This is a genomic window from Rhodococcus sp. IEGM 1330 (assembly GCF_033142445.1).
Taxonomy (GTDB): Bacteria; Actinomycetota; Actinomycetes; order Mycobacteriales; family Mycobacteriaceae; genus Rhodococcoides.
The window spans coordinates 280,254-304,002 of record NZ_JAWLSB010000008.1; the positions used below are offsets into that span (position 1 = coordinate 280,254).

Sequence of the window (23,749 nt, forward strand, 5' to 3'; positions counted from 1 at the left end):
CTACCGTCGCCCGAAGGCCCTGGACACCAGCCAGCCCTCGACCATTCCGGCGAGGAAGATGCCCGCGATCGGTGCGTACTTACGCACCGGTTCGGGCATCAGGCTCATCGCGTTCAATTCGCCGCCGATCGGGCTTGCAACAGCAGTCCTCACGGCTGCAGGCGTGGTTGGATCGGCCGTGGCCGAACCACTGAGCAGCGCACCGAGATTGACGGCGAACTGTTGCAGCACCTTGTTCGACACCGCGACGATCGCACCCTTTCCGAACGAGACGATCTTGCCGCTGATCACCAGATCGGTGTTCAGGGTCAACCGCGAACGGTCACCGATCGACTCGACCGCCAGTTTCACCTGGGCCTCGGCATCGCCGTTGCCGTGCGAGTCAGCTCCTTTGGCTTCGAGTGAGAGCGTGCGGGTCTCGGCATCGACCTCGAGGAACCGAATCGTGCCGGCGTACGACGCGCTGATCGGGCCTACTTTGACCTTGACACCACCGAGGTAGGTCTCGCCGTCCTTACCGGTGATGGCGGCCCCCGGTACGCAGGTCGCGACTTTCTCGACATCGTTGATCAGCCTGAAAACGTCCTCGGCCGAGGCGTCGATGTCGAGTGTATTGGTCAGTATCACTTACGAACTCCGTTCACACAGCCGGCGCAGCGTCGCTGCTCGGCGCACGAGTCGATGGCCTCGACGATGGTCTGGTACCCGGTACAGCGGCAGTAGTTCGACGCCACCACCTCGCGGATCTGTTCCTTGGTGGCATCGGGGTTGTCGGCGAGGTAGCCCTCGGCCAACATCAGGAATCCCGGTGTGCAGAAACCGCATTGCAGGCCGTGGTGGTCTGCGAAGGCCTGCTGCAGATCGTTCAATTCACCGTCGACGCCCAGTGATTCGACGGTCTCGATGTCCGAGTTCTCCACCTGCGCTGCGAACGTCAGGCACGCGCGGGCCGGCTTGCCGTCGATCAGCACGGTACAGGCCCCGCACACGCCGTGCTCGCAGCCGACATGTGTTCCGGTGAGCTGCAGATCGTGCCGCAGTACGTCTACCAGAGTTCGGCGTGGTTCGGTGATCACCTCATGGACGGTGCCGTTGACGTTCAGTTCGATCAGTTGCTTGTTGCTCATGGCCTTCCCTTCGCCAGTGCCGCCTGTACTGCCACGGGGGTGATCGGTGTGTCGTTCAGTTCGACTCCGGTGGAACGCAATCCGTCGTTGACGGCGTTCAGCACGGCGGCGGGTGCACCGATCGTGCCGCCCTCACCGGCTCCCTTGGCTCCGGATTCGGTGAACAGGCAGGGCGTTTCGAGGTGATGGATCTCGATGTCCGGGATTTCGCAGGCAGTGGGCACCTTGTAGTCGATGAAGCTGGCGCACAGTGGATTTCCGTGGTCGTCGTACGACACCTGCTCGAACAACGCACCGGCGATGCCCTGGGCTATCCCGCCCCGGCACTGCCCTTCGACGATCTTGGGGTTGATGGCGACGCCGCAGTCCTCGACGCACACGTACTTCAGGATCTCCACTCGGCCGGTGCCCTCGTGCAACTCCACGACGACGCCGTGAGTGGCGTTGGAGAACGTGCCGTCGTTGAACACGTCGAAGCTGGCCGTCGCGGACAATCCGGGTTCGACGCCCTTCGGTAGCAGTTGTGCCTTCAGATACGCGACGTCGGCGATGTCCCGGTAGGTGACGTACTTCGAGTGGTCGTCGCGCTGACGGACGCGCCCCGATGCCAGCTCGACGTTGTCGTCACGGGTCTCCATCAGGTGCGCCGCGATCTCACACAGTTTGTCTCCCAGCTTGTTCGACGCCAACGCCACCGCGCTGCCGCCGATGGTGATCGAGCGGGAGGCGAACGACCCGAAGCCGTAGGTGATGCGGTCGGTGTCGCCCTGCACGATCTTGACCTGTTCGACGCCGATGCCGAGCCGATCGGCGACGATCTGCGCCATGGTGGTCTCGTGGCTCTGCCCATGGCTCATGGTTCCGGTCGTCACGACCACCGTGCCGGAAGTGTCCATCCTGACCTCCGAGATGTCGAACCCGGGCACCACGTTCATTTTGCGCGCCGCAAATGCGCTGCTGCCGTATCCGGTTCGCTCGCTGAAGCACGAGAATCCGATGCCGATGTGTCGGCCGTCTGCGGTCGCCCGCTCCTGGAAGTCGTACCAACCCCCGTCGAGGAGGGTCTGCTCGCACAGGTTCAGCGCCTCGAGGTACGAGCCCGGATCGTAGGTGATGTTGTTGACGCCGGTGTACGGGAAGGCGGTGATGACGTTGCGCCGTCGGATCTCCACCGCATCGAGCTGCAGTTCACGAGCCGCTCGCTCGAACAGTCGTTCCATCACCATGACGTACTGCGGCCGGGACACCCCTCGGTACGGCGCGGTCGGTGCCTTGTTGCTGAAGATCGAGCGGCCCCTCACCCGATATGCCGGAACCTGGTACACCCCAGGCATTTCGGCCGAGGCCATGAGCGGCTCGATCCCCGCGGTGAATGGGTAGCACGAGTACGCACCCATATCGCACACGACATCTGCATCGAGGCCGAGAATGTGCCCTTCGGAATCGAACGCTGCCCGCACGTCGTACTGCTGTTCGCGCGCCAGGAACGACGCCGTCAGTGCGTCCTTGCGATCCTCGATCCATTTGACCGGACGGCGAAGCTTCAACGCTGCCGCGGCGACCGCGATCTCCTCGCGACCGACGACGCACTTCTGCCCGAAGCCGCCGCCCATGTCGGGTACCACGACGCGCACCTGGCGCTCGTCGAGCCCGAGGCATAGCGCGGTGACGGTCCGAACCTGGTGCGGCACCTGCGTACAGATATGGACGATCAGCTGCTCGTCGCGGTCGTCCCAGTACGCGATGCATCCGCGGGTCTCGAGTGGAAGCGCGTTCTGACGCCCGGTGCGCGATTGCACGGACACGACGGTGTGCGCGTCGTCGAATATCTCGTCGATGCCGTCGGTGGCGAACATCTGCACGTCCACGACGGTGTTGTTCGGAACCGAATCGTGGACCAGGGGCACGCCCTCGGACATGGCCTGATCGGCGGAGGTGACGGCGGTGACGGTCCGGTACGACACTCGCACCGCTTCGATCCCGTCCTCGACGCTGTAGGCATCGGCGGCGAGAACGATGGCCAGCGGCTCACCGACGTACCGCACGACGTCGTGCGCGAGCACGGGCATGTCGGTGGGCACGAATTCGCTCAGCGGACGGGACAATTCGGCGCGGATCGGCCGCAGGTCCAAGTCCGCCGCGGTGAAGACGCCGCGCACTCCCTCGACTCCGGCGACATCACCGACGTCCAGTCCGGTGATCGATCCTGCCGCAACGGTGCTGCGTACGAACTGAGCGTGCAACATTCCCGGCATCGCGATGTCGTCGACGAATCTGCCACGGCCGGTGAGCAACCGCGGGTCTTCCCGGCGTGCGACCGAGGTGCCGACGAATTTCGGCGTGAGAACCTGATCGACGCTCACGTGGGCACCCCCTGCGATACCAGTGCGTCGCTGCAGGCCTCGGCCACCAACGTGCGCACCAGGGTGCGGCGGTACTCGGCGGTGAACATGCCCTCGTCCTCCAATTCCAGTGCTTCGGCTGCGGCGTCCGCGCAGTCGGCGAACGTTCCACCGGCGGCGAGCGCGGCCTCGCCTGCCGGAGATCGCGTCGGGGTCGCGCTGACCCCCGCGAGAGCAACGCGTCCGCCGACGACGGCCACGCCGTCGAGATCGAGGGACACTGCTGCGCCGACGATCGCGAAATCTCCTTGCCGTTCTGCGTATTCGGTCACCGCAGCGTGCGGTGCCGGGTTCGGAAACACGATCTCGACGATCATCTCGTCGAACGCGAGATCGGTGGAGTAGTAACCGAAGAAGAACGAGTCCGCCTCGACGGTTCGCCGCCCACGCACACTCTCGACGACGATGCGGGCGTCGAGCAGGATGGCGAGCAAGCACCATTCCGCGGTGGCGTCCGCATGGGCGATGCTGCCCCCGACGGTGCCGCGGGTACGGATCGGGTAGTGCCCCACCCACCGCATGGCATCGCGAAGGACAGCGAAGTCCATTCCCACGTGGCCGGATTCGACGTCGTGGTGCGTGGTGAGCGCGCCGATGTGCAGGCCGTCGGATTCTCGCCGGATGTATCGCAGAGTGTTCAACCCACCCACGTCGACCAGATGCCCAGGGCGGGCGAGGCGGAAGTTCATCATGGCGACCAAGGACTGGCCTCCGGCGATGATCTTCGCGTCCTCGCCCAGCTCGGCCAGCAGCCGCACTGCACCCGAGACGTCGCGCGCCCGGTGGTAATCGAACTGTGCGGGCTTCATCAGACCCGAGCCTCGCCTGCGACTACCTCGGTGGGTTCGTCGACGAGGGTGTCGAGTTCGCGCCCCTTGGTCTCCGGTGCGAAGTACGCCATCCAGATCACCGCGAACAACACGAACGCGGTGACGATGCCGAAGGTCAACGGAAGACCCAGGATCGGCCACATCACGGAGCCGAAGAGCAGTGGCGCGAAGCCCGTGGCGACCCGGCTCACCGAGGATGCGTACCCGAATCCCGAGGCGCGAATGTTGGTGGGATACAGCTCGGAGACGTAGCAGTAGAGCACCGGAATGGTCAGCTGAATGACGAATCCGAAGATGCCGAGCCAGATCAGCGCAGCGGATTGAATGTCGAGCATGACGGCGAACATGACCAGCGCACTACCCGCGATCGGGCCGGACAGCCCGATGACCCACTTGCGGCCGAAGATCTCGACGATGAACGCGGAGGTGAGCACACCGATGATGCCGACACCGGTCATCAGCGTCGTACCGGCGAAGGCTGCGAACTCCCCGTAGCCCTCGGCGCGGAGGATGGACGGCATCCAGCTCAGCGCTGCGTAGTACAGCAGCATTATCGACACGAACAGCATCCAGGCTGCGGCGGTGATGCGTGGGCTGTAGCGCCAGACCGCTTTGAGCTGTGTCAGAGCAGCTTTCATACCACCCGGACCCTTCGGTGCGGTATCGGCGACGATGACGTACTCGACGGCCTCGGATCCGGTGCGCGTCACCATGTCGTCGATGACCGCGCGGGCCTCGGCTTCTCGGCCGACCTTGGCGAGGTAGATGGGTGACTCCGGGATGCCGCGTCGGACCCAGAACAGCAGCAGCGCAGGCAGAACCATGAACAGCAGCATGTAGCGCCAGCGAACATCACCGTCGATCGGGACCAGAAGTGTTGCCACGACGCCGCAGATGGTGGCACCGATCGGCCACCAGACGTCCATCGCAGACAGAATCTTGCCGCGAATGCGACGTGGTGAGAATTCGCTGACCAACGCGTAGTCCACCGGGATGCAGCCGCCGAGTCCGAACCCTGCGAGGAACCGCAGGATGATGAAGATCTCGAAGCTCGGCGCGAAAGCACCGAGGACCGAGAACAGCGCAAAGATCAACAGCGTCAACGAGAATGCACGCTTCCGCCCGACTCGGTCTGCGATGGTTCCCCACACGACGGCTCCGACGGCCATGCCGATCAGGTTGCCGGTGGCGACGAGCCCGCGCTCGGCCTGGGACAGATCCCAGTAACTTCCGAGCAGCGGCGTCAAGAAACCGTTCAGCGCCACATCCCAGGCGTCGAACATGTAACCCAGCCCGCCGATGATGAAGATCTTGCCCTGCACACCCCATTTCCAGGGGAGTTCCTGTACTACCTGATCACCAGTCTTCATCGCAGCCTCCGGCGCGGTGTTGTGGTCCGAGGTCGTCATCGGACGAACGAGTAATGGAATTTCTCGTCGTCACTGTCGTCGAGCGGGGTACCGCTCCACAGCCAGTCGTACGAGATGTCGGACTCCCCATCGAACGACGCCAGTGTCGCGTCCCGCTTCTGCTGCTCGGGTCCATCGGGTATGTGGTAGAACGTCTTGTTCTTCAGGCTTGCGTCCTGCACCATCCGCGCGTGCCGTGCCCGGCGAAAGACGTAGCGCGCCAATGCTTCGTCGATGCCTGCTGCGGTCACGGTGGCGAGTTCCTCGGCCAGCACGGCGGCGTCTTCCATCGCCTGCGAGGCACCTTGCGCCTGGTACGGCAGCATGGCGTGGCAGGCATCGCCCAGCAGCGCGACGCGGCCGTCGGTCCAACGCGGGTCGGGCCTGCGGTAGTAGAGCGCCTGGCACAGTACGTTCTCGTCCGCCTTGGACAGCATCGCGTGGGCGCGGTCGTCCCAGTCGGGGAACGTCGCCATCAGTTCCTCGGGCCCGACGAGCCGTGGTCCGCCGTCGCGGACCTCGTCGGTACACGGTGCCAGCGCAACAACATTGAGGTATTCACCGTTGCGGATCATGTAGTGCACCAGGTGTCGGTCGGGTCCGTACCAGATGGTGCTCTGGTATCGGTCCACGAGCCAGCGGGTGGCCGGATCCTTGACGATGCGATCGCCCGGAATGAGTGCGCGGTATGCCATTTCGCCGGAGAACACAAGCGTGTCGGGCAGACCGATGAGATCGCGTACGGTCGAGCGGATTCCGTCGGCTCCGATGAGCAGATCCGATTCGTACCGACGTCCCGCTCCGGTCACCGCGACGGGCCGCATCGGGTTGGTGCGGTCGACCTCGACGACCTTCGCATCGGTCTCGAACACCACCATCGGGCCGGGGCCGTCGGGATCGAGGCACTGTGCATGAATTGCCGAATGCAGGTCCGCGCGGTGGTAGTGCCAATACGGAGCGTTGAACCTCTTCTTGCAGTACTCGCCGAGGGCGGTGAGCGCGATGACCTTGCCGTTCTCCCAGCGCCTGCGCACCTGATCCATCGGCTCGGTCTTGATCGCTTCGAGCTTCTCGCGCATACCGAGGGCGATGAGGATGCGGCTTGCGTTCGGTGCGGTCTGGATGCCGGCTCCGACCTCGCCGAGCTCGGCAGCGGCTTCGAGTACCGTCACCTGGATTCCTCTGTGCCGCAGCGAAAGCGCCGCGGTCAGTCCGCCCAGGCCGCCGCCTGCGACGACCACTTCGATCGGTGCCATGTCAGTTCTCCACCAATCGGCCTTCGGTGACGACATCGATGCCGTCGATGGATACGGTGCAGGCGCGCATTCCGATGTCGAGGTGTGCGTAGGAGTCTCGGCCGAGTACGGGGTGCGGGCCGGTGGACCACAGGAAGCTGCCGGCGAAGGCGCGGGCGTCCATGCCCATGATGTCGTCCTTGCCGTACATCGCGGCCGCGAACCAGTCACCGGTCTTCATCAATCCCCAGCCCATGTGGGACAGGTAGCGCGCCCACTTGTCGTTGGAGTCGGTGAAGAACATGTTGAGCAGAGCTGCCTCTGCGCCGCCGGTGACCTCGTCGATGTGTCCGTTGGTGACGGCCAGTGTCGTCCGGTCGCGGACGTACTCCTTGAACGGAAGCAGAATGTCGCCCTCGGACAACACGATCTGCCCGTTGGAGATCTCCGGCCAACACAGCACCATGGTGGACGGCCAGTGATCCCAACGTCCCTTGTCGTCGGCGAAGCCGACCTGGAACTCGGGCTGCGAATTGCTCAGTTGCACGGTGAGATCGGTGCCTGCCTCGTTGGTGATGCGCATGGTCGAACCGTTGCGGATCAGATCGACGCCGGCCTGTACCCGTTCCTTGTCACCGTCCTGCGGCATGTTCCTGATGAGCACGTCCGGGGCGTCGCACACGAAGATGATGCGCGTTCCGGCAGCCAGGATCTCCTGCTGGATGGGCGCGTGGATGAAGCCCTCGCTGGTCAGATCGACCACGAGATCGGCTCCCTTGAGCATGTCCTGAGCGACCGAACTGTTCATGACCGACACCAGACCGGGGCCCGCACCGGTGTGGGTGCTCGGCATCGGTGCCGGACTGCCGCCGGGAACGGTGGCCGAAAGTACCTGTGCGCCCAAACTCTGAGCCGCCCCGAAGGCAGCCGAGACGTAATCCCCGCGGCTCGACGGCTCTGCGAGAATCACCACCTGCTCTCCGGGCCGGACTTTGCACAGCTCGAGCTGTCGGGTGAACGCGCGCAGGAGATCAGCTGATCGCAGATCGAACATCTCGGTTCCTCTCGTGAGGGTTCTCGGTTGAGTCGTTCTCGGTGATTCCGCCCAGGCGGGCAAGGTCTTTCAGATAAGGCACTTCGTCGCGTGCGTCGAGCAACTCGCGGCGAGTCACTGTTGCCGACACCGATCCGACGCCCTCGTCCATCTCGACGATGGTGCGCCCCTGCGGTCCGACGATGACGCTGTGGCCCGCGAACCGTGGGCCGTCGCCGGCCTGCCCGGTGAGTCCGGCGGCCGCGACGACGACGCCGTTCTCGAGTGCCCGGGAGCGGGTGAGCAGCTTCCACACGTGCAAACGGACGTGTCCGAAGGCCGACGGTACGGCGATCACATCGGCTCCTCGCCGAACGAGGTCTCGGACCGTCTCCGGGAACCCTGCCTCGTAGCAGATCACGACGCCGATGGTGCCGAACGGTGTGCTCACCAGCAGACCGCTCTCCGTGCCGGGAGTGAACACCGACTTCTCTCGGTCCCACAGAAAACGCTTGTGTCCCAATGCGATCAGGCCGTCCGGACCCACGACGAGCGAGCTGTCGAAGAAGACACCGTCGGCATCACGAAACGCGATAGCCGTCACCAGAACGGTGTCGGTTTCGACGGCGAGTGCTCCGAGCGCGGTCGACGTTCGACCGGGTACCGACTCGGCCATCGTTTCGATGCTGTCGAGATCGTAACCGCTGGCGAACAATTCGGGCAGAACGATCACCTTCGATCCGGCCGCGGCGAGAGCCTGCACCTCCGAGCGCACCGCGTCGATGTTCTGCTGCCAGGCTCCGACCCGCGAACCGGTCTGCACCACAGCGATATCGAATGTGTCGACCACCGGCTGAGCATCGACGCCGCGCAGGCGGGCCGACGTGGTCATTGCGCCACCCGATTCATGTCGGTGGTGTAGAACGGGCCCGCCAGCCTGCCGAGGAAGCGGTGTTCGAGAGTATCGACGTGCAGATCGGCGGTGAGAAGGCCAGGCCTGCTGGTCACTGCCGTCACGGTCCCCAGCACCAGAGTGTCCGTACCGAGTGCAATTTCCTGCATCGTGCGGCATTCGAGAGACACCAGGGATTCGAGCACCGACGGGGCCGCGACCGACACCGACGGCACCGCGGTCATGTGCGAGAGCTCGAATTCGTCGACGCCCGCGTCGACGGTCGCGAAACTCGCGGTCACCGCATCCACGGTGTCGGCGGACGGAATGTTGACGACGAACTCGCCGGTGTCGCGAATGTTGACCAGTGTGTCCTTGAGCTCTCCGGGAAACCCGATGCGTTCACCGATGGAGATCATCAGCGTCGCCGGATTGCGCGAGGCGACGTTGAAGAAGCTGAACGGCGCCAGGTTGCGGACGCCGTCGCTGGAGACGGTGGAGATCCATGCGATCGGACGAGGCTGCACCGCGCAGGACAGCAGTTTGTACACATCCCCCGACGACATCGAATCGATGTCGTGGCGGGTGCGATCCGTGAGCTCCAGAGAGTCGCCTACCTGGGAAGTCATCGAAACGAGCCTTCTTTCGCTTGCTGTGCAACCGGTCGTGCAACCGCTTGCGTAGCTCTGACGATAGAGGGCCCGGTCGCTCGATGTCGAGCATTGAGCAACAAAGTCGGAACCAATTAATGGCACCGTTACACGGGCACCGGCCGCGTAACCTCCGCCTTACTCGCCGCGCAGACCTGCCCGCGCCGAATCGAATGCGTTGCCGGGCCGACGCGGGGGTCCATATCCCTCCGAAGTCCCGTCGACGATGCGGACGTCGTCCTCCCACGGCACTCGATAGGTTCCGTCGGCCAAATCGCGGACGTAGGTGTACGGGCAGTCACGCGCCCCACCGTCGAGCGCGGTGTACCCACGATGACCCAGTTGATAGATGTTGTTCTCCACTCCCCACTCGCGACGTGCCGCATCGGACCTGGCCGGCTCGATCGACACGGTCACCACCCGATCGGGTGTGGAATCGCCGCGCTCGATGATCGTTCCTTCGTAGTCGCACACCATTGCCTCGCCCATCGACGGGATGCCGTTGCCGTCCTCCCCCGCCAGACACACCGACGCCGTATATGCCAGATTGTGAAAGGCATTGGCCTCGTTGGTGATACGCCAGGACTGTCGGAGCGGGAACTTGTACCCGGCCGTGCGCAGCAACACGTTGGCACCGCGGTAGCTCGCCTCCCGCGCCATCTCGGGGAACATTCCGTCGTGGCAGATCAACAGCGACAGCACCGAGCCCTTGGGCCCCTCGCAGACCGGTAGACCGATGTCGCCCGGCTCCCAGGGCTCCTTGGGCGTCCAGGGATGCAGTTTGCGGACGTACAGGGCTATTTCACCTCTGTCGTCGACGATGATTCCGGAGTTGAACGGAGCTCCGCCGGGGTTGCGTTCCATGATGCTGAAGCACCCCCACACGTTCGACTCGCGGCATGCCGTGCGCAACCGCTCCACCTGCGGACCGTTCATGTCGCACATCACCTCGTCGGTCGCCCACGACGACTTGCGCAGGCCGTGCAACGAATACTCCGGGAACACAACGAGATCCAGGGCCGAGAATCCAGCCTTCGCCTCACGCAGCTGACGGCACACCCGGTCCGTCGTCGCATCGACGTCGGCCATGCTCGCGATGAGCGGAATCTGCTGTTGGACCAAACCGAGTGTGAGCGACGTCGTCGATGGATTGAGACCACCAAAACCTGTCATCGAATGTCCGTTCCTCGAGGGGGCAACATGTTGCGCAAGCGATTGCGCTCGGTGCTAGCTTAGGGGTCTACAGGGGCTTCCGTAGGAGCGAGGGGAACTACACGTGGAGAGCACTACTTCGGGGAGCGTCACGCTCAGAACTGTCGCAGCTGCTGCGGGGGTTCATGTCTCGACCGTATCCAGGGCTTTACGACGCGTCGCCGTGGACCCGGCCGGTGCCAGTGCGGGAGATCTGCGACTGTTCGAGCTGGCCCGCGAGATGGACTACGTACCCAACCCCAACGCGGCGAGCTTGACCACCAAGAAGTCCACCGCGTTCGGAGTACTCGTCCCACGATTGACCGACGTGGTGCTCTCGGCGATGTACGACGCCATCGAGGAAACAGCGAACCGTGCCGGGTACGAGACCTTCGTCGCCAACACCCACGACGATCCGATTCAGCAGCGTCGACGCATCGATCTGTTGCTCGGCCGCAACGTCGACGGCCTCATCTTCGGTGATGCTCGCCTGGACAGCGAGAACCTCGACGACCTCCACCGCCGTGGGATCAAGTTCGTGCTCATCAGCCGTCGATACCCAGGGATGACCTCGGTGACGTGCGACGACCATCGGGGCGGCTACCTCGCCGGTGAACACTTGGCCAAACTCGGCCATACTCGCGTAGGCATCGTGTCGGGTCCGGCGTGGGCCAGCACCGGAATCGACCGACTGGAGGGCTGCCGAGCTGCCCTCCGCGATGCAGGCATCGACGTTCCGGACGAGTACGTACGGGAAGAGGGCTTCGATCCCGAGGCCGGACGACGCGGAGCCACCGCACTTCTGGCATTGCCGACACCTCCGACGGCGATCTTCGCGACCAACGATTTCAGCGCCATCGGAGTCCTCGGAGTCCTGCGCGAGGCGGAATTGCAGCCGGGACGCGACATCGCCGTCGTCGGCTACAACGACATCTCGATCTGCAGCGAACTGACGGTGCCCTTGACGACAATTCACAGCCCGCACCGCGAAATCGGCACACGCGCAGCCGAAATGCTGTTGGCCGTCACCCACGGACTGCCGGTGTCCTCGGTGGCACTCACACCGACACTTGTCGTCCGCGACTCCACGGTTCCGGGGCGAACTGCACCCTCACTCTCCGACCAACGCGTCGGTACGTGATCGAAGCGGTGCCGTCGCCGGTCCACGCTCGGTGACGGCAAGCGCTGCGGCGGCATTCGCCCGCAACGCCGCCGCGTACAGGTCGAGTCCTCGCGAAAGTCCCGCCAACAACACACCGGCGTGCGCGTCGCCCGCACCATTGGAGTCAACCGCCTGCACTGCAAACCCGGGCACCGACCGGGGCGGCCGTCCGACGCTCACGATCTGGCACCCCTCCGGTCCGGTACGCAGCACCACCGATGCCCCGGAATGCACCCGCTCGGCCAATCCGATTGCGATGGAATCGATGTCGTCCGCACCCGTCATGAGCGCACCCTCGCGCAAATTGACACTCACGATGTCGGCCCGAGCGAGTACGGCGTCCACGACGCGTCGGTCCAGAGTCGCGATCAGCGGCGACGGATCGAACAGGACCACAACTTCGTCCGGGAGCGACGGGAGCCATTCGGTCAGTGCCGCGGCGTTGCTCTCGTGTGCCAGTCCGTAGCCGGTGACGTAGACCAGATCACCGCGTCGAACTCCGGTTGCCTCCAGGTCTGCGACGCTCAATTCGGCCTCGGCTCCCGGGTACGTCACGAATGTTCGCTCGGCATTCGCGTCGACGAGGGCGATGCAGAATCCCGAGTCCTTCGGCAGTGGTTCGGAATTGACCACGAACGCCGCACTGGCGGCGAGCGCGTCTCGGACGATCGAGCCGTAGTGACCCGAACCGTACCTTCCGGCGAAGACGACGGGCAGGTCATCACGAATCGCGGCCACCATGACATTGAGGCCTCCTCCCGCGGTCTCGTTCAGTGACGTCGCCACGACGTCTCCGCCCGGAGTCGGGACCTCGGGTACGGCCATCACAACGTCGACGATGACCTGACCGGTGTGGATCAGCCGCGGAGTCACCGCGCTACGGTCTCGGTCCGGCGGGCTCCCCCGGTGGCGAGATACAGACCTGCGGCGACCACGAACGACGCGACCCAGCCGAGGCCGTTGTCACCGATCCAGCTGCCCGACAACGGCCCGGTGTAGATGACGTCGCCGTCCACAGCGATGGCAGTGAACAGGAACCCCACGACGATGCCTGCTGCCCAGCTCACGAACGCGTACCAGTTGACTCCGCCGGAATACCAGTAGCGGCTGGTGTTCCCGATGTTCATGATCGATGCCGCGTCGTAGGTCTCGCGCTTGATCATGTCGGACATGAACACTCCGAGCCATGCTGTGAGCGGAACCGCGAGAACCGAGATGAATGTGATGAACGGGCCGTAGAAGCCGTCGGAGATCAGCATGAAGTAGATGGCACCGACGAACGTGACGAACACGTCTACTCCGACCGCGTACACCCGCTTGATTCGGAAGCCGAGTGTCAAGGTGGTCAGACTGGCCGAGTAGACCGAAAGATGATTGGACAGCAGCAATCCGCCGAATGCGGTGATCAGGTACGGAACAGCCATCCAGGCCGGAAGAATCTCCCGTATCGCCGCGACCGGATCCGACGCGGACGCGAGGCTGTTGTCGCCGGCCGAGAGCAGTGCGCCGAGGCCGATCAGGAGTACGAGCGGAATACCGGCACCTGCCGCGCTGGACAGCACCAACGAACCGGCTCCGACGCTCTTGCGCTGGTAGCGCGACATGTCGGCCCCGGCGTTGGCCCAGCCGATACCTGTTCCGGCAGCGATGGTTCCGACACCGATAACCATCGCACTGATCGATCCCGCTGGGGTACTGGTTACGGCAGTCCAGTCGACGGTGGCGATCAAGAAGACTGCCACGAAGATGTTCAAGGCACCGAAGATCCACGTCGACCAGCGCTGGATGACGAGAATCGCCGAGTGTCCGAGCCCGCTGACGACGAGAGTGAGCACGATGAAGATGACGATGGACACGATTGTCACGACGGGATGATCCTTCGCGGCACCGGATCCACCGAAGATCAGCGTGAAGATGGACAGCAGCACGAACGCTGCGGTGGTGGTGTTGACAGTTTCCCAACCGAGCCGCGACATCAACGACACCAACGTGGGTCCGATGTTGCCGCGGACCCCGAAGGTGGCACGCGACAGTGTGAGACTGGGGGCGCCACCGCGTTTACCTGCGATCGAGACGATGCCGACGATGGCGAAGGATCCGGCGGCACCGACCACGGCCACGATCAGCGCCTGCCAGATGTTCAGGCCGGTGAAGACCACGAGGGTGGCACCGAGCGGCAGCCCCAGGATAGAGATGTTCGCGGCGAACCACACCCAGAACAACTGTAGGGGATTACCGTTGCGCTCGTTGTCCGGGACGGGCTCGATCCCGCGAGTCTCCAGTGAGAGAGCGTCGGCCGCGGTGTCCGAGACGGAGGCGGAGGCGGAAGAGGTCATGGTTGTGCTCCAAAGTGAGTCGAACTGTGTCAGTTCGTATTACGGAGAGCGAGCAGTCGATCGACGAGGGGCTCGAGATCGAGCGAGTTCACGTCGATGACCGTTCGAATCGCTTCGCCGGGCCACGCTGCCAGGCCACCGACGGCACCGCGGACAGCACCTGCTATCGCTGCGATGGTGTCGGTGTCGCCGCCGATGGTGGCGGCTGTCAGTACGACGTCCCACGGGTCGTCGTACGCAACGGCCAGAGCAAAGGCCGCTACCACTGATTCCTGTGACGCAACGGACGTACCGATGATCTCGGCGACCGTGTCCGTGATGTGTTCGTCGGTGGTGGTACCGACCAACTGGACCGCCCACTCGATTCGGGTCGCGATGTCTCCACCGGCAACCCAGTATCCGCGGGTGGCACCCTCGGCCGCAGCAGCAACGCCGATGTCGACTGCTTCGGGTAGGTCCGCGCCCGCGATCCCGGCACTGATCGCGCCGGCAACCGCTGCGGCAGAGGCTATTCCGAGGGAAGTATTGTGGGTGACGAAGCTGCATCGGTAGATCGCGTCGACGAACGAGCTCATGCCGCCGTCCAGCGAGGCTGCAATTGCCGCAGGGGTGATACGCATGGCCGCGCCGTTGGTGCTGCCGAACCTACCGGCTTCGGTCGGATCCGATCCGTCGAGAATGCGTTCGACGGCTCGCTTGGTCGACGGACCGAGGAGGTCGAGCGATCCGCGTGCCTTCATTCGAGCTTCCCAGGCAATCAGGGCGTGCGCGAACGCCGGCGGGTCGACGACACCGCTGCCGTCGATGATCAACTGCGCGAGCATGATCGCTTGCTCGGTATCGTCGGTGATCGATCCGGCAGGCATTCTGTGTGCGATGAACTGACGTGGGCCGGCGTCGACGAATCCGCGCAACTGACCGTAGTCCTCGACAATATGCTTGCGACACATCGATTGTGTCGGCATTCCCAGTGCATCACCCAGCGCCAGGCCATAGAAGGCCCCGAGGGCGCGATCGCGTGAAGCAGACATCGAAACGGTCCTTGCCGAAAGTGGGGTGATAGATCAGGAATTGAAAGAGAGGTGGAGCCTGAAGCGGTCGGGCGCGAGCAGGCTGACGACCTTCTCGACGAACCGACCCGACGCGTCTCGACTGACACGAATGCTGTGCAGGTACGGGGCGCCCACCGGCACTTCGAGAACGGCTGCATCGGCCGCGTCGACCGGAACCACCGAAACCCATTGCTCGCCACTGGCAGCCACGAGCCCCGCGGACCTCAAGGTTGCCGTCAGTGAGTCCCCCACCAATCCGTTCTCGGGCAGGTCCGCGAGCGGTCCGAGTGCCGGAATACGGCTGCGCTCCAACGACACCGGACGCCCGTCGACCACGTGTCGCACTCGGTCGACGGCAACGAAGTTCAGTGTGGAAGTACCGGCCTCGGCTGCCAACTCGGGATCGACGATGCGCTCGACACGGAGAGTACGGGTATGCATCTCGACGCCCGCAGACGACAGTGCCCGTGCCCACCCGTCGGCAGTCTCGATCTGATAGCCGTCGAAAGTGACGAGTGATCCTATCCCGCTGCGCTTTTCGATGAGCTTCTGATCTTCCAACTCACTGAGTGCAGAACGAATGGTTCCACGACTGACCGAGAACTCGCGGGCGAGTTCGTTCTCTCCTGGCAGGAACGAGCCGGAGGGGATGTCACCGGACTCGATGGTGCTCTTGAGCGACGCGAGCACCTGATGACGCTTGTGCCGCGCACGCTCCGATGTGCGCTGAGTCATAGTGGGCTCGGTCATGCCAGTACCGTACATCGCAAAAGTGAACCTGTACAGAGCCTGTCTATTTTGTTGCACAACATGGTCAGCCAGCACGTCGGGACAGCCCCAGTCTTCGATGGGTGCTACCGGGAATATCGCGACGTGACGCAGATCGCTACAGTGCTCTACCAGCACTTTCCCCTTGACGGCCCGCGCTTGCGTATCAAGGATGTTTGACAGGCCCTCTACGCAGGGAAGCCGTCGACGAGACGCAACCGAAGCACATCGGTGAACAGCGCGTCCCAAGTTTGAGGAGAATCAATGCCCACCACAGTGGCCGATCAGCTCGTTCGAGGACTCGTCGACGCCGGCGTACAACGCATCTACGGCATCGTCGGCGACAGTCTCAATCCTGTGGTCGACGCAGTGCGTCGCACCGGCGGATCGGCCAAGGGCGGCATCGACTGGATTCACGTACGACACGAGGAAGCCGCGGCATTCGCTGCGTCCGCCGATGCGCAGACCACCGGCGCACTCGCCGTCTGCGCGGGTTCGTGTGGACCCGGAAACCTGCATCTGATCAACGGCCTGTACGACGCACATCGTTCCGGCGCACCGGTTCTGGCGATCGCATCGCATATTCCCAGCAGCGAGATCGGCTCGGGCTACTTCCAGGAGACGCACCCCGACCGCCTCTTCGGTGAATGCTCGCTCTACAACGAATTCGTCTCCACTGCCGAGCAGGCTCCCCGGGTGTTTCGATCAGCGATCAACGCAGCCGTCACCGGTGGTGGTGTGTCTGTGTTGACGCTCCCCGGCGACATCGCCGAGCTGTCGGCTGCCGGCACGATGGATCCGATCGCCATTCCGTCCACACCGATCGTCACACCGCCTGCGGCGGACATCCAGAAACTGGCCGACGCCATCAACAACGCCGAGAAGGTCGCCATCTTCGCCGGCTACGGAGTCAAGGGTGCCCACGACGAGGTGGTCGCGTTCGCCGACACCATCGGCGCTCCCATCGGACATTCGCTGCGCGGCAAGGAATTCATCCAGTACGACAACCCGTACGACGTCGGAATGACAGGGTTACTGGGATACGGCGCGGCCCATGCAGGAATCCACGACGCTGATCTACTCATCCTGCTCGGCACCGACTTTCCGTATCAGCAGTTCCTTCCCGAGGACGTCACGACCGCGCAGATCGACATCGATCCCACGAAGCTGGGGCGTCGAACCTCGGTGCAGTACCCGATCCACGGCGACGTTCGGGCAACCCTGAATGCGTTGCAGCCATTGGTCACTCGGAAGACCGACCGCCGCTACGTGGAGAAGTGGGTGGACAAGCACAACGACTTGATGGGGAAGACCGTCGGCGCGTACACCCGCAACGCCGAGAAGCTGGTCCCCATCCATCCCGAGTACGCCGCGTCGGTGCTCGACGACCTCGCCGCCGACGACGCCGTGTTCACCACCGACACCGGCATGTGCAATGTGTGGACCGCGCGCTACATCAACCCCACCGGCAGAAGGGCGTTCGTCGCGTCGATGCTGCACGGTTCGATGGCCAATGCCCTGCCGCACGCCATCGGAGCGCAGTTCGCCAATCCGGGTCGCCAGGTCGTCTCGATCTCCGGCGACGGTGGATTCTCGATGCTGCTCTCCGAACTGCTCACAGTCGCGATGTACAAGCTGCCCGTCAAGATCGTGCTGTTCGACAACTCGACGCTGGGCATGGTCAAAGCCGAGATGCTCGTCGACGGTCTGCCAGACTTCGGAGTCGACGTACCGCAGGTCGACTACACCGGGATTGCCGCAGCTGCGGGTATCCACGCACAACGCGTCGATCGGCCCGAGGACATCCGCGGCGCACTCGAGACCGCGTTCGCCGTCGACGGTCCGGCACTGGTGCAGCTGATCACCGATCCGCTCGCACTGTCCGTCCCGCCGACCATCACCGGCGAGCAGATCAAGGGATTCGCGCTCGCAATGAGCAAGGTCGTGCTGAACGGCGGTGTCGGCGAAGCGGTTCGGATGGCCAAGTCGAACCTGCGCAACGTGCCTCGGCCGTAGATCGCCGTCGCGAATAAAGACGAGGTCGGTGCGCGCACCGGGCCCGTTGTAGGTGCGGTTATTCTCGACGGACCGCCCAAACCGGACACCTCGATCCGGTAACCGACTGTTCCGGAAGGCTCCACCATGGCCATCGACTACACCCGCAAGCCCTCGACGGCGCAGAACCCAGCGCAGCAACCCGGAGCACCCGTCAGCCTCAGCAAGGTGACGCTGTCCAAGGCGTCACCGACGATCAGCCTCACCAAGTCCGGCGAGAAGCAGGGTTCGATGCGGGTCAACCTGAACTGGTCGACCGGCGCACCCGCGGCGCAGCCGAAGAAGAAGGGCTTCCTGGCCAAGTTGGCTGCGGCGTCGTACGGCTCCGGCGGTGTCGATCTCGACCTCGGGTGCCTCTATGAATTGCGCGACGGTTCCAAGGGTGTCATCCAGGCGCTCGGCAACAGCTTCGGTTCACTGCAGGATGCCCCGTTCATTGCGCTCGACGGTGACGATCGTTCCGGTTCGGTCAGCGGCGGTGAGAACATGCACATCAACCTCGCCAATCCGGAGAAGTTCGCTCGAATCCTGATCTTCGCGATGATCTACGACGGCGCACCGAACTGGGCCGCAGTGGACGGGGTGGTGACACTGTTCCCCACCAGCGGACCGCAGGTCGAGGTACGCCTCGACTCGGCCGAGAACTCCGCGCGAATCTGCTCGATCGCATTGTTGGAGAACACCTCGGCGGGGATCACCGTCACCCGCGAGGTCGAGTACATCCAGGGCAGCCAGGCCGACCTCGACAAGAAGTACGGTTGGGGACTGCGCTGGGCGGCGGGCCGCAAGTAGTCAGAGTGGTTGCGGCGGAGTCATTTCCAGCCGGACGCCGATCAATCGAACCTCTCTCGTATGGTCGAGGCGGTCGACGAGGGCCACCGCAGCCGAGGTCAGAATCTCCGGATCGAAGGTCGGCGCACCGACGATCGGTGCACTGACGGTATGCGTCTCGAACGGCGCGTAGCGGATCTTCAGTGCCGCCCGAACGGCCGGCCGGTTCTCGGCTTCGATGTCGGCCAACACTGTCGACGTCAAAGCGGCGACCTCGTGTCGGATGACCGCCCAATCGGCGACGTTGGTCTGGAACGTGACCTCACGGCTGTGCGACCGCGCGACCCACGGCTCGGAGGTCACCGGTGCTAGGTCGATGCCTCGCCCTTTCGTACCGAGCCACGGGCCGATCTTCGGTCCGAACGCGGCGGCGAGGTCCGCGTCCTCGGCATCGGCCAGTTCTCGGACTGTCGAGATGCCGAGGGCGCCCAGCCTCTTCGAGATCTTCTTGCCGATCCCCCACAGCGCATCGGTACCGCGATCGCCCATCACCTCGAACCAGTTGTCCTGCGTCAGCCGGTAGACGCCCTGCGGCTTGTCGAAGTCGGTCGCGATCTTGGCTCGTAACTTGTTGTCCCCGATGCCCACCGAGCAATGCAGCCCCGTCGCGTCGAAGACCGCGTCGTGCACGGTCTTCGCTACACCCTCGGGGTCATCGGTCTCCACACCGAGAAACGCCTCGTCCCAACCGATCACCTCGACCACGAATCCCAACGTCCGCAGAGTGTCCATCACGAGCGCCGACGCCTCGTCGTACGCCGGCTTGTCCACGGGGAGGAAGATGGCGTCGGGAATCTTCTTCGCGGCGACGCGCAGTGGCATTCCGGATCCGACGCCCTTCGCACGCGCCTCGTACGAGGCCGTCGACACCACCCCACGCTCGGTCGGGTCTCCCCTACCACCGACCACCACCGCTTTGCCCGCCAGATCCGGATTGCGGAGCACTTCCACGGCGGCGATGAACTGATCGAGGTCGACGTGCAGTACCCATCGGTGCCGCGCTGGGCCGCTCGGTGTACTCCCGGTCATAGTGCTCAGTGTGCCCGTGGTGTCTCATGACGCCATGACGAAATCGATATCTCGCACCATCGGACGGGTCGTGCTGGGGGCGTTCCTCGTCTTCGCCGGCCTCAGCCACCTCTTCTGGGCGCGCGAGACGTTCGCAGCGCAGGTTCCCGAGTGGGTGCCGCTCAGCACCGACTTCGTCGTGCTGGCATCGGGCGTCGTGGAGATCGTGCTCGGCCTGGCGTTGCTGTTCTGGACTGCTCGCGCGCCGCTCGTGGGTTGGGTGGTCGCGGCGTTCTTCGTCGCGGTCTTCCCCGGCAACATCTCGCAGTTCGTCACCCACACCGATGCGTTCGGCCTGGACTCCGATACGGCACGAGGAATCCGATTGCTGTTCCAGCCACTGCTGATCGTGTGGGCGCTGTGGTGCACCGGGGCATGGGCGCAGTATCGCGCATCACGTCAGGGCCGCAGGCGGAATCAGTAGGCAGACTGCCGACCGGCCGGAACGATGCCGTGGTGCAACTGCGCCACGTCGGGGTGAGCTCGCGTTCGGGACTTCCACGCGTTCTCGCCGTAGGTGCTGTAGATGGGGTTGTCGGGATCGTTCTCGACTCCTCGTGACTGCTGCGCCAATTCGGCCGGCAGTTCGATGACCGGGACGACGGCATCGAGGGCCGGGCTCAGAAAATGTGGCACCGATATCCGGTCGGTGTCGGGCCCTGGCGCGACCACCCGATGCCGCGTCGCCCGGAGATAGCCGCCGGTTGCCACTTCCAACAGCTCGCCGATGTTGACGATGAATGCCCCGTCCAGCGGCGGCACGTCGACCCATGTGTCGGCAGTCGTCTCCACCTGCAACCCGGCCGATTCGGGTTCGACGAGCAGCAGAGTCAACACCCCGGAGTCCTTGTGCGCACCGACGCCCTGCGAGTGATCGGAAGTGCCCGGGTAACGCACGACCTTCATCAGCGTCGCGGGCGCGGTAGCGAAAGCACCGTCGAACACATTCGGGGACGCTCCGAGGGACTGCGCCCAATGGCGCAGGAGGCGAAGTCCGAGATCCGACACCGTGCGTTCCCACTGCTCGAAAGTCTCCCTGAATCCTGCGGGCTGCGACGGCCACAAATTGGGGCCTTGAAGGTTCCAGTACCCCACCGCTCCCTCGATCGCCGGGCGTTCGGGACCGATGTCGATCTGCTCCCGCCAATCCACCCGGCCGTTGGTCAGCTCGCCGCCCACCCGCGAGTAGCCGCGGAAGTGCGGGCTCTTCAGCTGACTGATCTCGTCCTTGACATGGTCCGGCACGGCGAAGAACTCACGCGCGAGGCGCATCACCTCGTGCATTCGTTCGGTCTCGATCCCGTGTCCGACGAGATAGAAGAAGCCGGACCCGTGAGCTGCTTCGCGCAGCGACAGCTGGAATGCGCGGGGGTCGTGGTCGGCCAGACCGAGATCGAGAACGGGAAGCATGTTCGCGATTGTCCTCCTCACTCGACGCGTCGGCCAGCAGTGTCGATGTTCTGTGAAACCGCCGGACCCGGATGCAACACTGAACGTCATGAGCCCCGAAGCACTCGACATCACCGTCGTCGGTCACGGCGCAGCGACCTACCCACCCGAACAGTGCACGCTTTCGCTGACCGTTCGCACCGACGGTCGCACTGCAGAGTCTGCCTCCGAGCCTGCTCAGCAACTCGTCCGGGAGCTCACGAGACTGGTCGAGCCGCTCTACAACAGCGATGGCGGACCGATCGATCGGTGGTCGGTGGACCAGGTGCGCCACTCGCGCCACCGACCGTTCAACCACGACGGAGAACAACTGCCGTACGTCTACCAAGCCGAGGCGTCAGTGGAGGTGCAGTTCAGCCAACTCGATCTGGTGGACGCGTTCGTCTACGCAGCCTCCGCACTCGAGGGAGTGTCGATCGACCACTTCGATTGGGACCTCACCGAAATCAGCAGAACTGCTCACACCCTCGCGGTCCGAGAACTCGCTGTGCGCGACGCCGTCTCCAAGGCCGAGGCCTACGCGTCGAGCCTGGGAAGGTCGGGCGTCCACGCGGTGGCGGTGGCCGATCCGGGCTTGCTGCCGGGCATCGCCGAGCACGGTGGTGCCGACTCTTCGGCGCGTATGTTCGCCGCGAAATCAGCGCCGGCAGGATTTGCACTCAAGCCGGAGAACATCACGATCTCCGCGAGCGTGCACGCCCGATTCACTGCCTCTTGACGCGTCGCGCCTACGCTCGAATCATGAAACGCGACGATGCCCGACGCCTCTGGCCGCGGCCACCGCTGCTGCCTCGTCCGATCGTGATGGATCAGCGATGGGAACGGCTGGTCTTTCTGCATTGGCGGGTTCCGAGTTCGGCTGTCGCCCCGCTGTTGCCCCGCGGGTGCGTACCCGACGAATTCGACGGCTCGTCGTGGGTCGGGCTGATCGGCTTCCACATGGTCGGTGCCGGCCTCGGCTACCGTCACCCGTTCCGTACTTCGGCACGTTCGGTGAGATCAACGTGCGCCTGTACTCGGTCGACGCGGAGGGGCGACGGGGCGTCGTGTTCCGATCGCTGGAAGCATCCAGACTCGCAGTCGTGTTGGGCACCAACGCCGCTCGCATTCCGTACCGATGGTCATCGATCGACATAGACGACGACAGTAAAACCATCGGCTACCGCAGCCGACGACTCGCACCGCCGCACCGCGGCGCAACGACGGACTTCGGCGTCGTCAGAGGGTCATGCGACATGTCAGAGGATCCGCTCGCTGTGTTCCTCACCGCGCGTTGGGGATTGCACACCTCACTGGCCGGACGCCTGCTGTACGTTCCGAACGTGCACCGGCACTGGCAACTGGTCGACGCGGAACTCACCCACTGCTCCGACGAGCTCGTGGCAGCGGCAGGCCTACCCGATGTCAGTACACGGCCACCGGACTCGGTGCTGTACTCCCCCGGTGTCGAAACCCAGTTCGGTAGGCCCTACGCAGTGCGCGGTCGGTAGAAGATCACGTGCCCCGAGGATAGTTCGACGACCCAATCTCCCTGTGTTGCAGCAGCACCGTCGGAGTCGGAGCTCGACGTCACACTTTCCCGCAATACGAGGTACCCGGCGTCGAGGGGGAGGTCGAACAACAGCTTCGTGCCGTCCGAGAATTCGACGGCAGGGTCGTCGCCAGTCGAGAGCCGGACCACGGTGGCACCGATGGAAGGAAGCCTCTCGACAGTCGGGGCTTCAGCCTCCGGGCGCTCGGGTGCTGGCCACGATTCGACGGCCCCTCCCGGTCCACACAACACAGTCGAGCCGTCCGCGGCGCTGTACTCCCAGGATTCGACTTCGTCTCGCGGACTGGCCACCACTCTCTGCCGGCCCTCGAACGTCAGACGGAGAACACCGGATTCGTCGTAGTCTGCGTCGTCGCATACGAGACCGTGCAGTGTCGCGAAGGCTCGTAGGCCCTCGAACTGATTGTCCTCGTCGACAGTGAGTCCATCGACCATCACCTCACTGAAGGCAATGCTGTCCCCGTTGTCGAATTCGATGCTCAGATCGAAATCGAGCAGAATTCTGCTGACACGGTGCTGATCGACGGCGAGTTTCATCGACATCGACTGTGCCACAGAATCTCGTGGGAGCCCACAAGGCCTCGCGGGGAATGTGCGGGGTGGTCTATCGCAGGTGGTTGTCGGGGTGGTTTCGAAATGCAGAATGCCCCCGACCGTGGTGGTCGGGGGCATTCTGGGATGTTGTGTTCGGCGGTGTCCTACTCTCC

General features: G+C 64.2%; 22 protein-coding genes and 1 pseudogene. 6 read left to right on the plus strand and 17 right to left on the minus strand.

The annotated features are described in order from the left end of the window. The 10 genes from R4P57_RS19545 to R4P57_RS19590 form a co-directional block, all read right to left on the minus strand. Positions 1–627: an SRPBCC family protein gene (locus tag R4P57_RS19545; protein WP_317804488.1), complete on the minus strand. Its 627-nt coding sequence runs from the start codon at positions 625–627 to the stop codon at positions 1–3. After that, positions 624–1,127 carry a (2Fe-2S)-binding protein gene (locus R4P57_RS19550; RefSeq protein ID WP_317804489.1) on the minus strand — a complete coding sequence of 168 codons (504 nt, stop codon included), beginning with the start codon at positions 1,125–1,127 and terminating at the stop codon, positions 624–626. The genes R4P57_RS19545 and R4P57_RS19550 overlap by 4 nt, the downstream gene beginning before the upstream one ends. Continuing rightward, on the minus strand, positions 1,124–3,490 hold the full coding sequence (locus tag R4P57_RS19555; protein WP_317804490.1) for a xanthine dehydrogenase family protein molybdopterin-binding subunit: 2,367 nt from the start codon (positions 3,488–3,490) through the stop codon (positions 1,124–1,126). Before R4P57_RS19555 ends, R4P57_RS19550 begins: the two co-directional genes overlap by 4 nt. Then, positions 3,487–4,338 carry an FAD binding domain-containing protein gene (locus R4P57_RS19560; protein ID WP_317804491.1) on the minus strand — a complete coding sequence of 284 codons (852 nt, stop codon included), beginning with the start codon at positions 4,336–4,338 and terminating at the stop codon, positions 3,487–3,489. Before R4P57_RS19560 ends, R4P57_RS19555 begins: the two co-directional genes overlap by 4 nt. Beyond that, entirely contained in the window at positions 4,338–5,768 is a 1,431-nt protein-coding gene (locus R4P57_RS19565) for an MFS transporter (RefSeq protein ID WP_317804492.1), read from the minus strand. Before R4P57_RS19565 ends, R4P57_RS19560 begins: the two co-directional genes overlap by 1 nt. Next, positions 5,765–7,024, minus strand: a complete 1,260-nt coding sequence (locus R4P57_RS19570) for an FAD-dependent monooxygenase (protein ID WP_317804493.1) — start codon at positions 7,022–7,024, stop codon at positions 5,765–5,767. Before R4P57_RS19570 ends, R4P57_RS19565 begins: the two co-directional genes overlap by 4 nt. A 1-nt stretch (position 7,025) precedes the next feature. Next, on the minus strand, positions 7,026–8,057 hold the full coding sequence (locus R4P57_RS19575) for a hypothetical protein (RefSeq protein WP_317804494.1): 1,032 nt from the start codon (positions 8,055–8,057) through the stop codon (positions 7,026–7,028). Beyond that, positions 8,035–8,928 (minus strand): carbon-nitrogen hydrolase family protein, encoded by an 894-nt coding sequence (locus R4P57_RS19580; RefSeq protein ID WP_317804496.1) that lies wholly within the window; start codon positions 8,926–8,928, stop codon positions 8,035–8,037. The genes R4P57_RS19575 and R4P57_RS19580 overlap by 23 nt, the downstream gene beginning before the upstream one ends. Next, complete coding sequence (locus R4P57_RS19585; RefSeq protein ID WP_317804498.1) at positions 8,925–9,557, minus strand: flavin reductase family protein; 633 nt, start codon at positions 9,555–9,557, stop codon at positions 8,925–8,927. Before R4P57_RS19585 ends, R4P57_RS19580 begins: the two co-directional genes overlap by 4 nt. A 159-nt stretch (positions 9,558–9,716) precedes the next feature. Next, on the minus strand, positions 9,717–10,751 hold the full coding sequence (locus R4P57_RS19590; RefSeq protein ID WP_317804499.1) for a formamidase: 1,035 nt from the start codon (positions 10,749–10,751) through the stop codon (positions 9,717–9,719). A 103-nt stretch (positions 10,752–10,854) separates the two neighbouring features. Between R4P57_RS19590 and R4P57_RS19595 the strand changes: the two genes are divergently transcribed. Then, positions 10,855–11,910, plus strand: coding sequence for a LacI family DNA-binding transcriptional regulator (locus R4P57_RS19595; RefSeq protein WP_317804500.1), 1,056 nt, complete (start codon positions 10,855–10,857; stop codon positions 11,908–11,910). On the opposite strand, the gene R4P57_RS19600 is transcribed toward R4P57_RS19595, so the two are convergent. The 4 genes from R4P57_RS19600 to R4P57_RS19615 are packed head-to-tail and all read right to left on the minus strand — an operon-like array spanning position 11,881 to position 16,069. Next, complete coding sequence (locus R4P57_RS19600) at positions 11,881–12,804, minus strand: PfkB family carbohydrate kinase (protein WP_317804501.1); 924 nt, start codon at positions 12,802–12,804, stop codon at positions 11,881–11,883. The genes R4P57_RS19595 and R4P57_RS19600 overlap by 30 nt on opposite strands. Beyond that, the gene (locus R4P57_RS19605) at positions 12,801–14,267 is read right to left on the minus strand and encodes a purine-cytosine permease family protein (RefSeq protein WP_317804502.1); all 1,467 of its coding nucleotides are present in this window, start codon (positions 14,265–14,267) and stop codon (positions 12,801–12,803) included. Before R4P57_RS19605 ends, R4P57_RS19600 begins: the two co-directional genes overlap by 4 nt. 29 nt (positions 14,268–14,296) lie before the next feature. Beyond that, a complete protein-coding gene (locus R4P57_RS19610) occupies positions 14,297–15,298 on the minus strand; it encodes an ADP-ribosylglycohydrolase family protein (RefSeq protein ID WP_317804503.1) in 1,002 nt (333 codons plus the stop codon). A gap of 33 nt (positions 15,299–15,331) precedes the next feature. Further along, positions 15,332–16,069, minus strand: coding sequence for a GntR family transcriptional regulator (locus tag R4P57_RS19615; protein WP_317804504.1), 738 nt, complete (start codon positions 16,067–16,069; stop codon positions 15,332–15,334). A gap of 282 nt (positions 16,070–16,351) precedes the next feature. Here R4P57_RS19615 and R4P57_RS19620 point away from each other — a divergent pair, with 282 nt between their 5' ends. Together R4P57_RS19620 and R4P57_RS19625 are read left to right on the plus strand one after the other, a co-directional pair. Continuing rightward, positions 16,352–18,103: a pyruvate dehydrogenase gene (locus R4P57_RS19620; protein ID WP_317804506.1), complete on the plus strand. Its 1,752-nt coding sequence runs from the start codon at positions 16,352–16,354 to the stop codon at positions 18,101–18,103. Between the two features lie 126 nt (positions 18,104–18,229). Then, positions 18,230–18,934, plus strand: coding sequence for a tellurium resistance protein (locus tag R4P57_RS19625; protein WP_317804507.1), 705 nt, complete (start codon positions 18,230–18,232; stop codon positions 18,932–18,934). Here the strand turns inward: R4P57_RS19625 and R4P57_RS19630 are convergent, their stop codons facing one another. Beyond that, the gene (locus R4P57_RS19630) at positions 18,935–20,002 is read right to left on the minus strand and encodes a DNA polymerase IV (protein WP_317804508.1); all 1,068 of its coding nucleotides are present in this window, start codon (positions 20,000–20,002) and stop codon (positions 18,935–18,937) included. It abuts the gene before it with no gap. Between the two features lie 34 nt (positions 20,003–20,036). Between R4P57_RS19630 and R4P57_RS19635 the strand changes: the two genes are divergently transcribed. After that, entirely contained in the window at positions 20,037–20,465 is a 429-nt protein-coding gene (locus tag R4P57_RS19635) for a DoxX family membrane protein (RefSeq protein WP_317804509.1), read from the plus strand. Here the strand turns inward: R4P57_RS19635 and R4P57_RS19640 are convergent. Further along, on the minus strand, positions 20,459–21,451 hold the full coding sequence (locus R4P57_RS19640) for an isopenicillin N synthase family dioxygenase (protein ID WP_317804510.1): 993 nt from the start codon (positions 21,449–21,451) through the stop codon (positions 20,459–20,461). The genes R4P57_RS19635 and R4P57_RS19640 overlap by 7 nt on opposite strands. A gap of 88 nt (positions 21,452–21,539) precedes the next feature. On the opposite strand from R4P57_RS19640, the gene R4P57_RS19645 reads away from it, so the two are divergent. Both R4P57_RS19645 and R4P57_RS19650 read left to right on the plus strand, forming a co-directional pair. Next, entirely contained in the window at positions 21,540–22,208 is a 669-nt protein-coding gene (locus R4P57_RS19645; protein ID WP_317804511.1) for an SIMPL domain-containing protein, read from the plus strand. Positions 22,209–22,294: 86 nt separating this feature from the next. Continuing rightward, positions 22,295–22,980, plus strand: a pseudogene (locus R4P57_RS19650) (YqjF family protein). Here R4P57_RS19650 and R4P57_RS19655 read toward each other — a convergent pair. Continuing rightward, a complete protein-coding gene (locus tag R4P57_RS19655) occupies positions 22,959–23,579 on the minus strand; it encodes a DUF6188 family protein (protein WP_317804512.1) in 621 nt (206 codons plus the stop codon). The pseudogene R4P57_RS19650 and the gene R4P57_RS19655 overlap by 22 nt on opposite strands. Positions 23,580–23,749 lie beyond the last annotated feature (170 nt).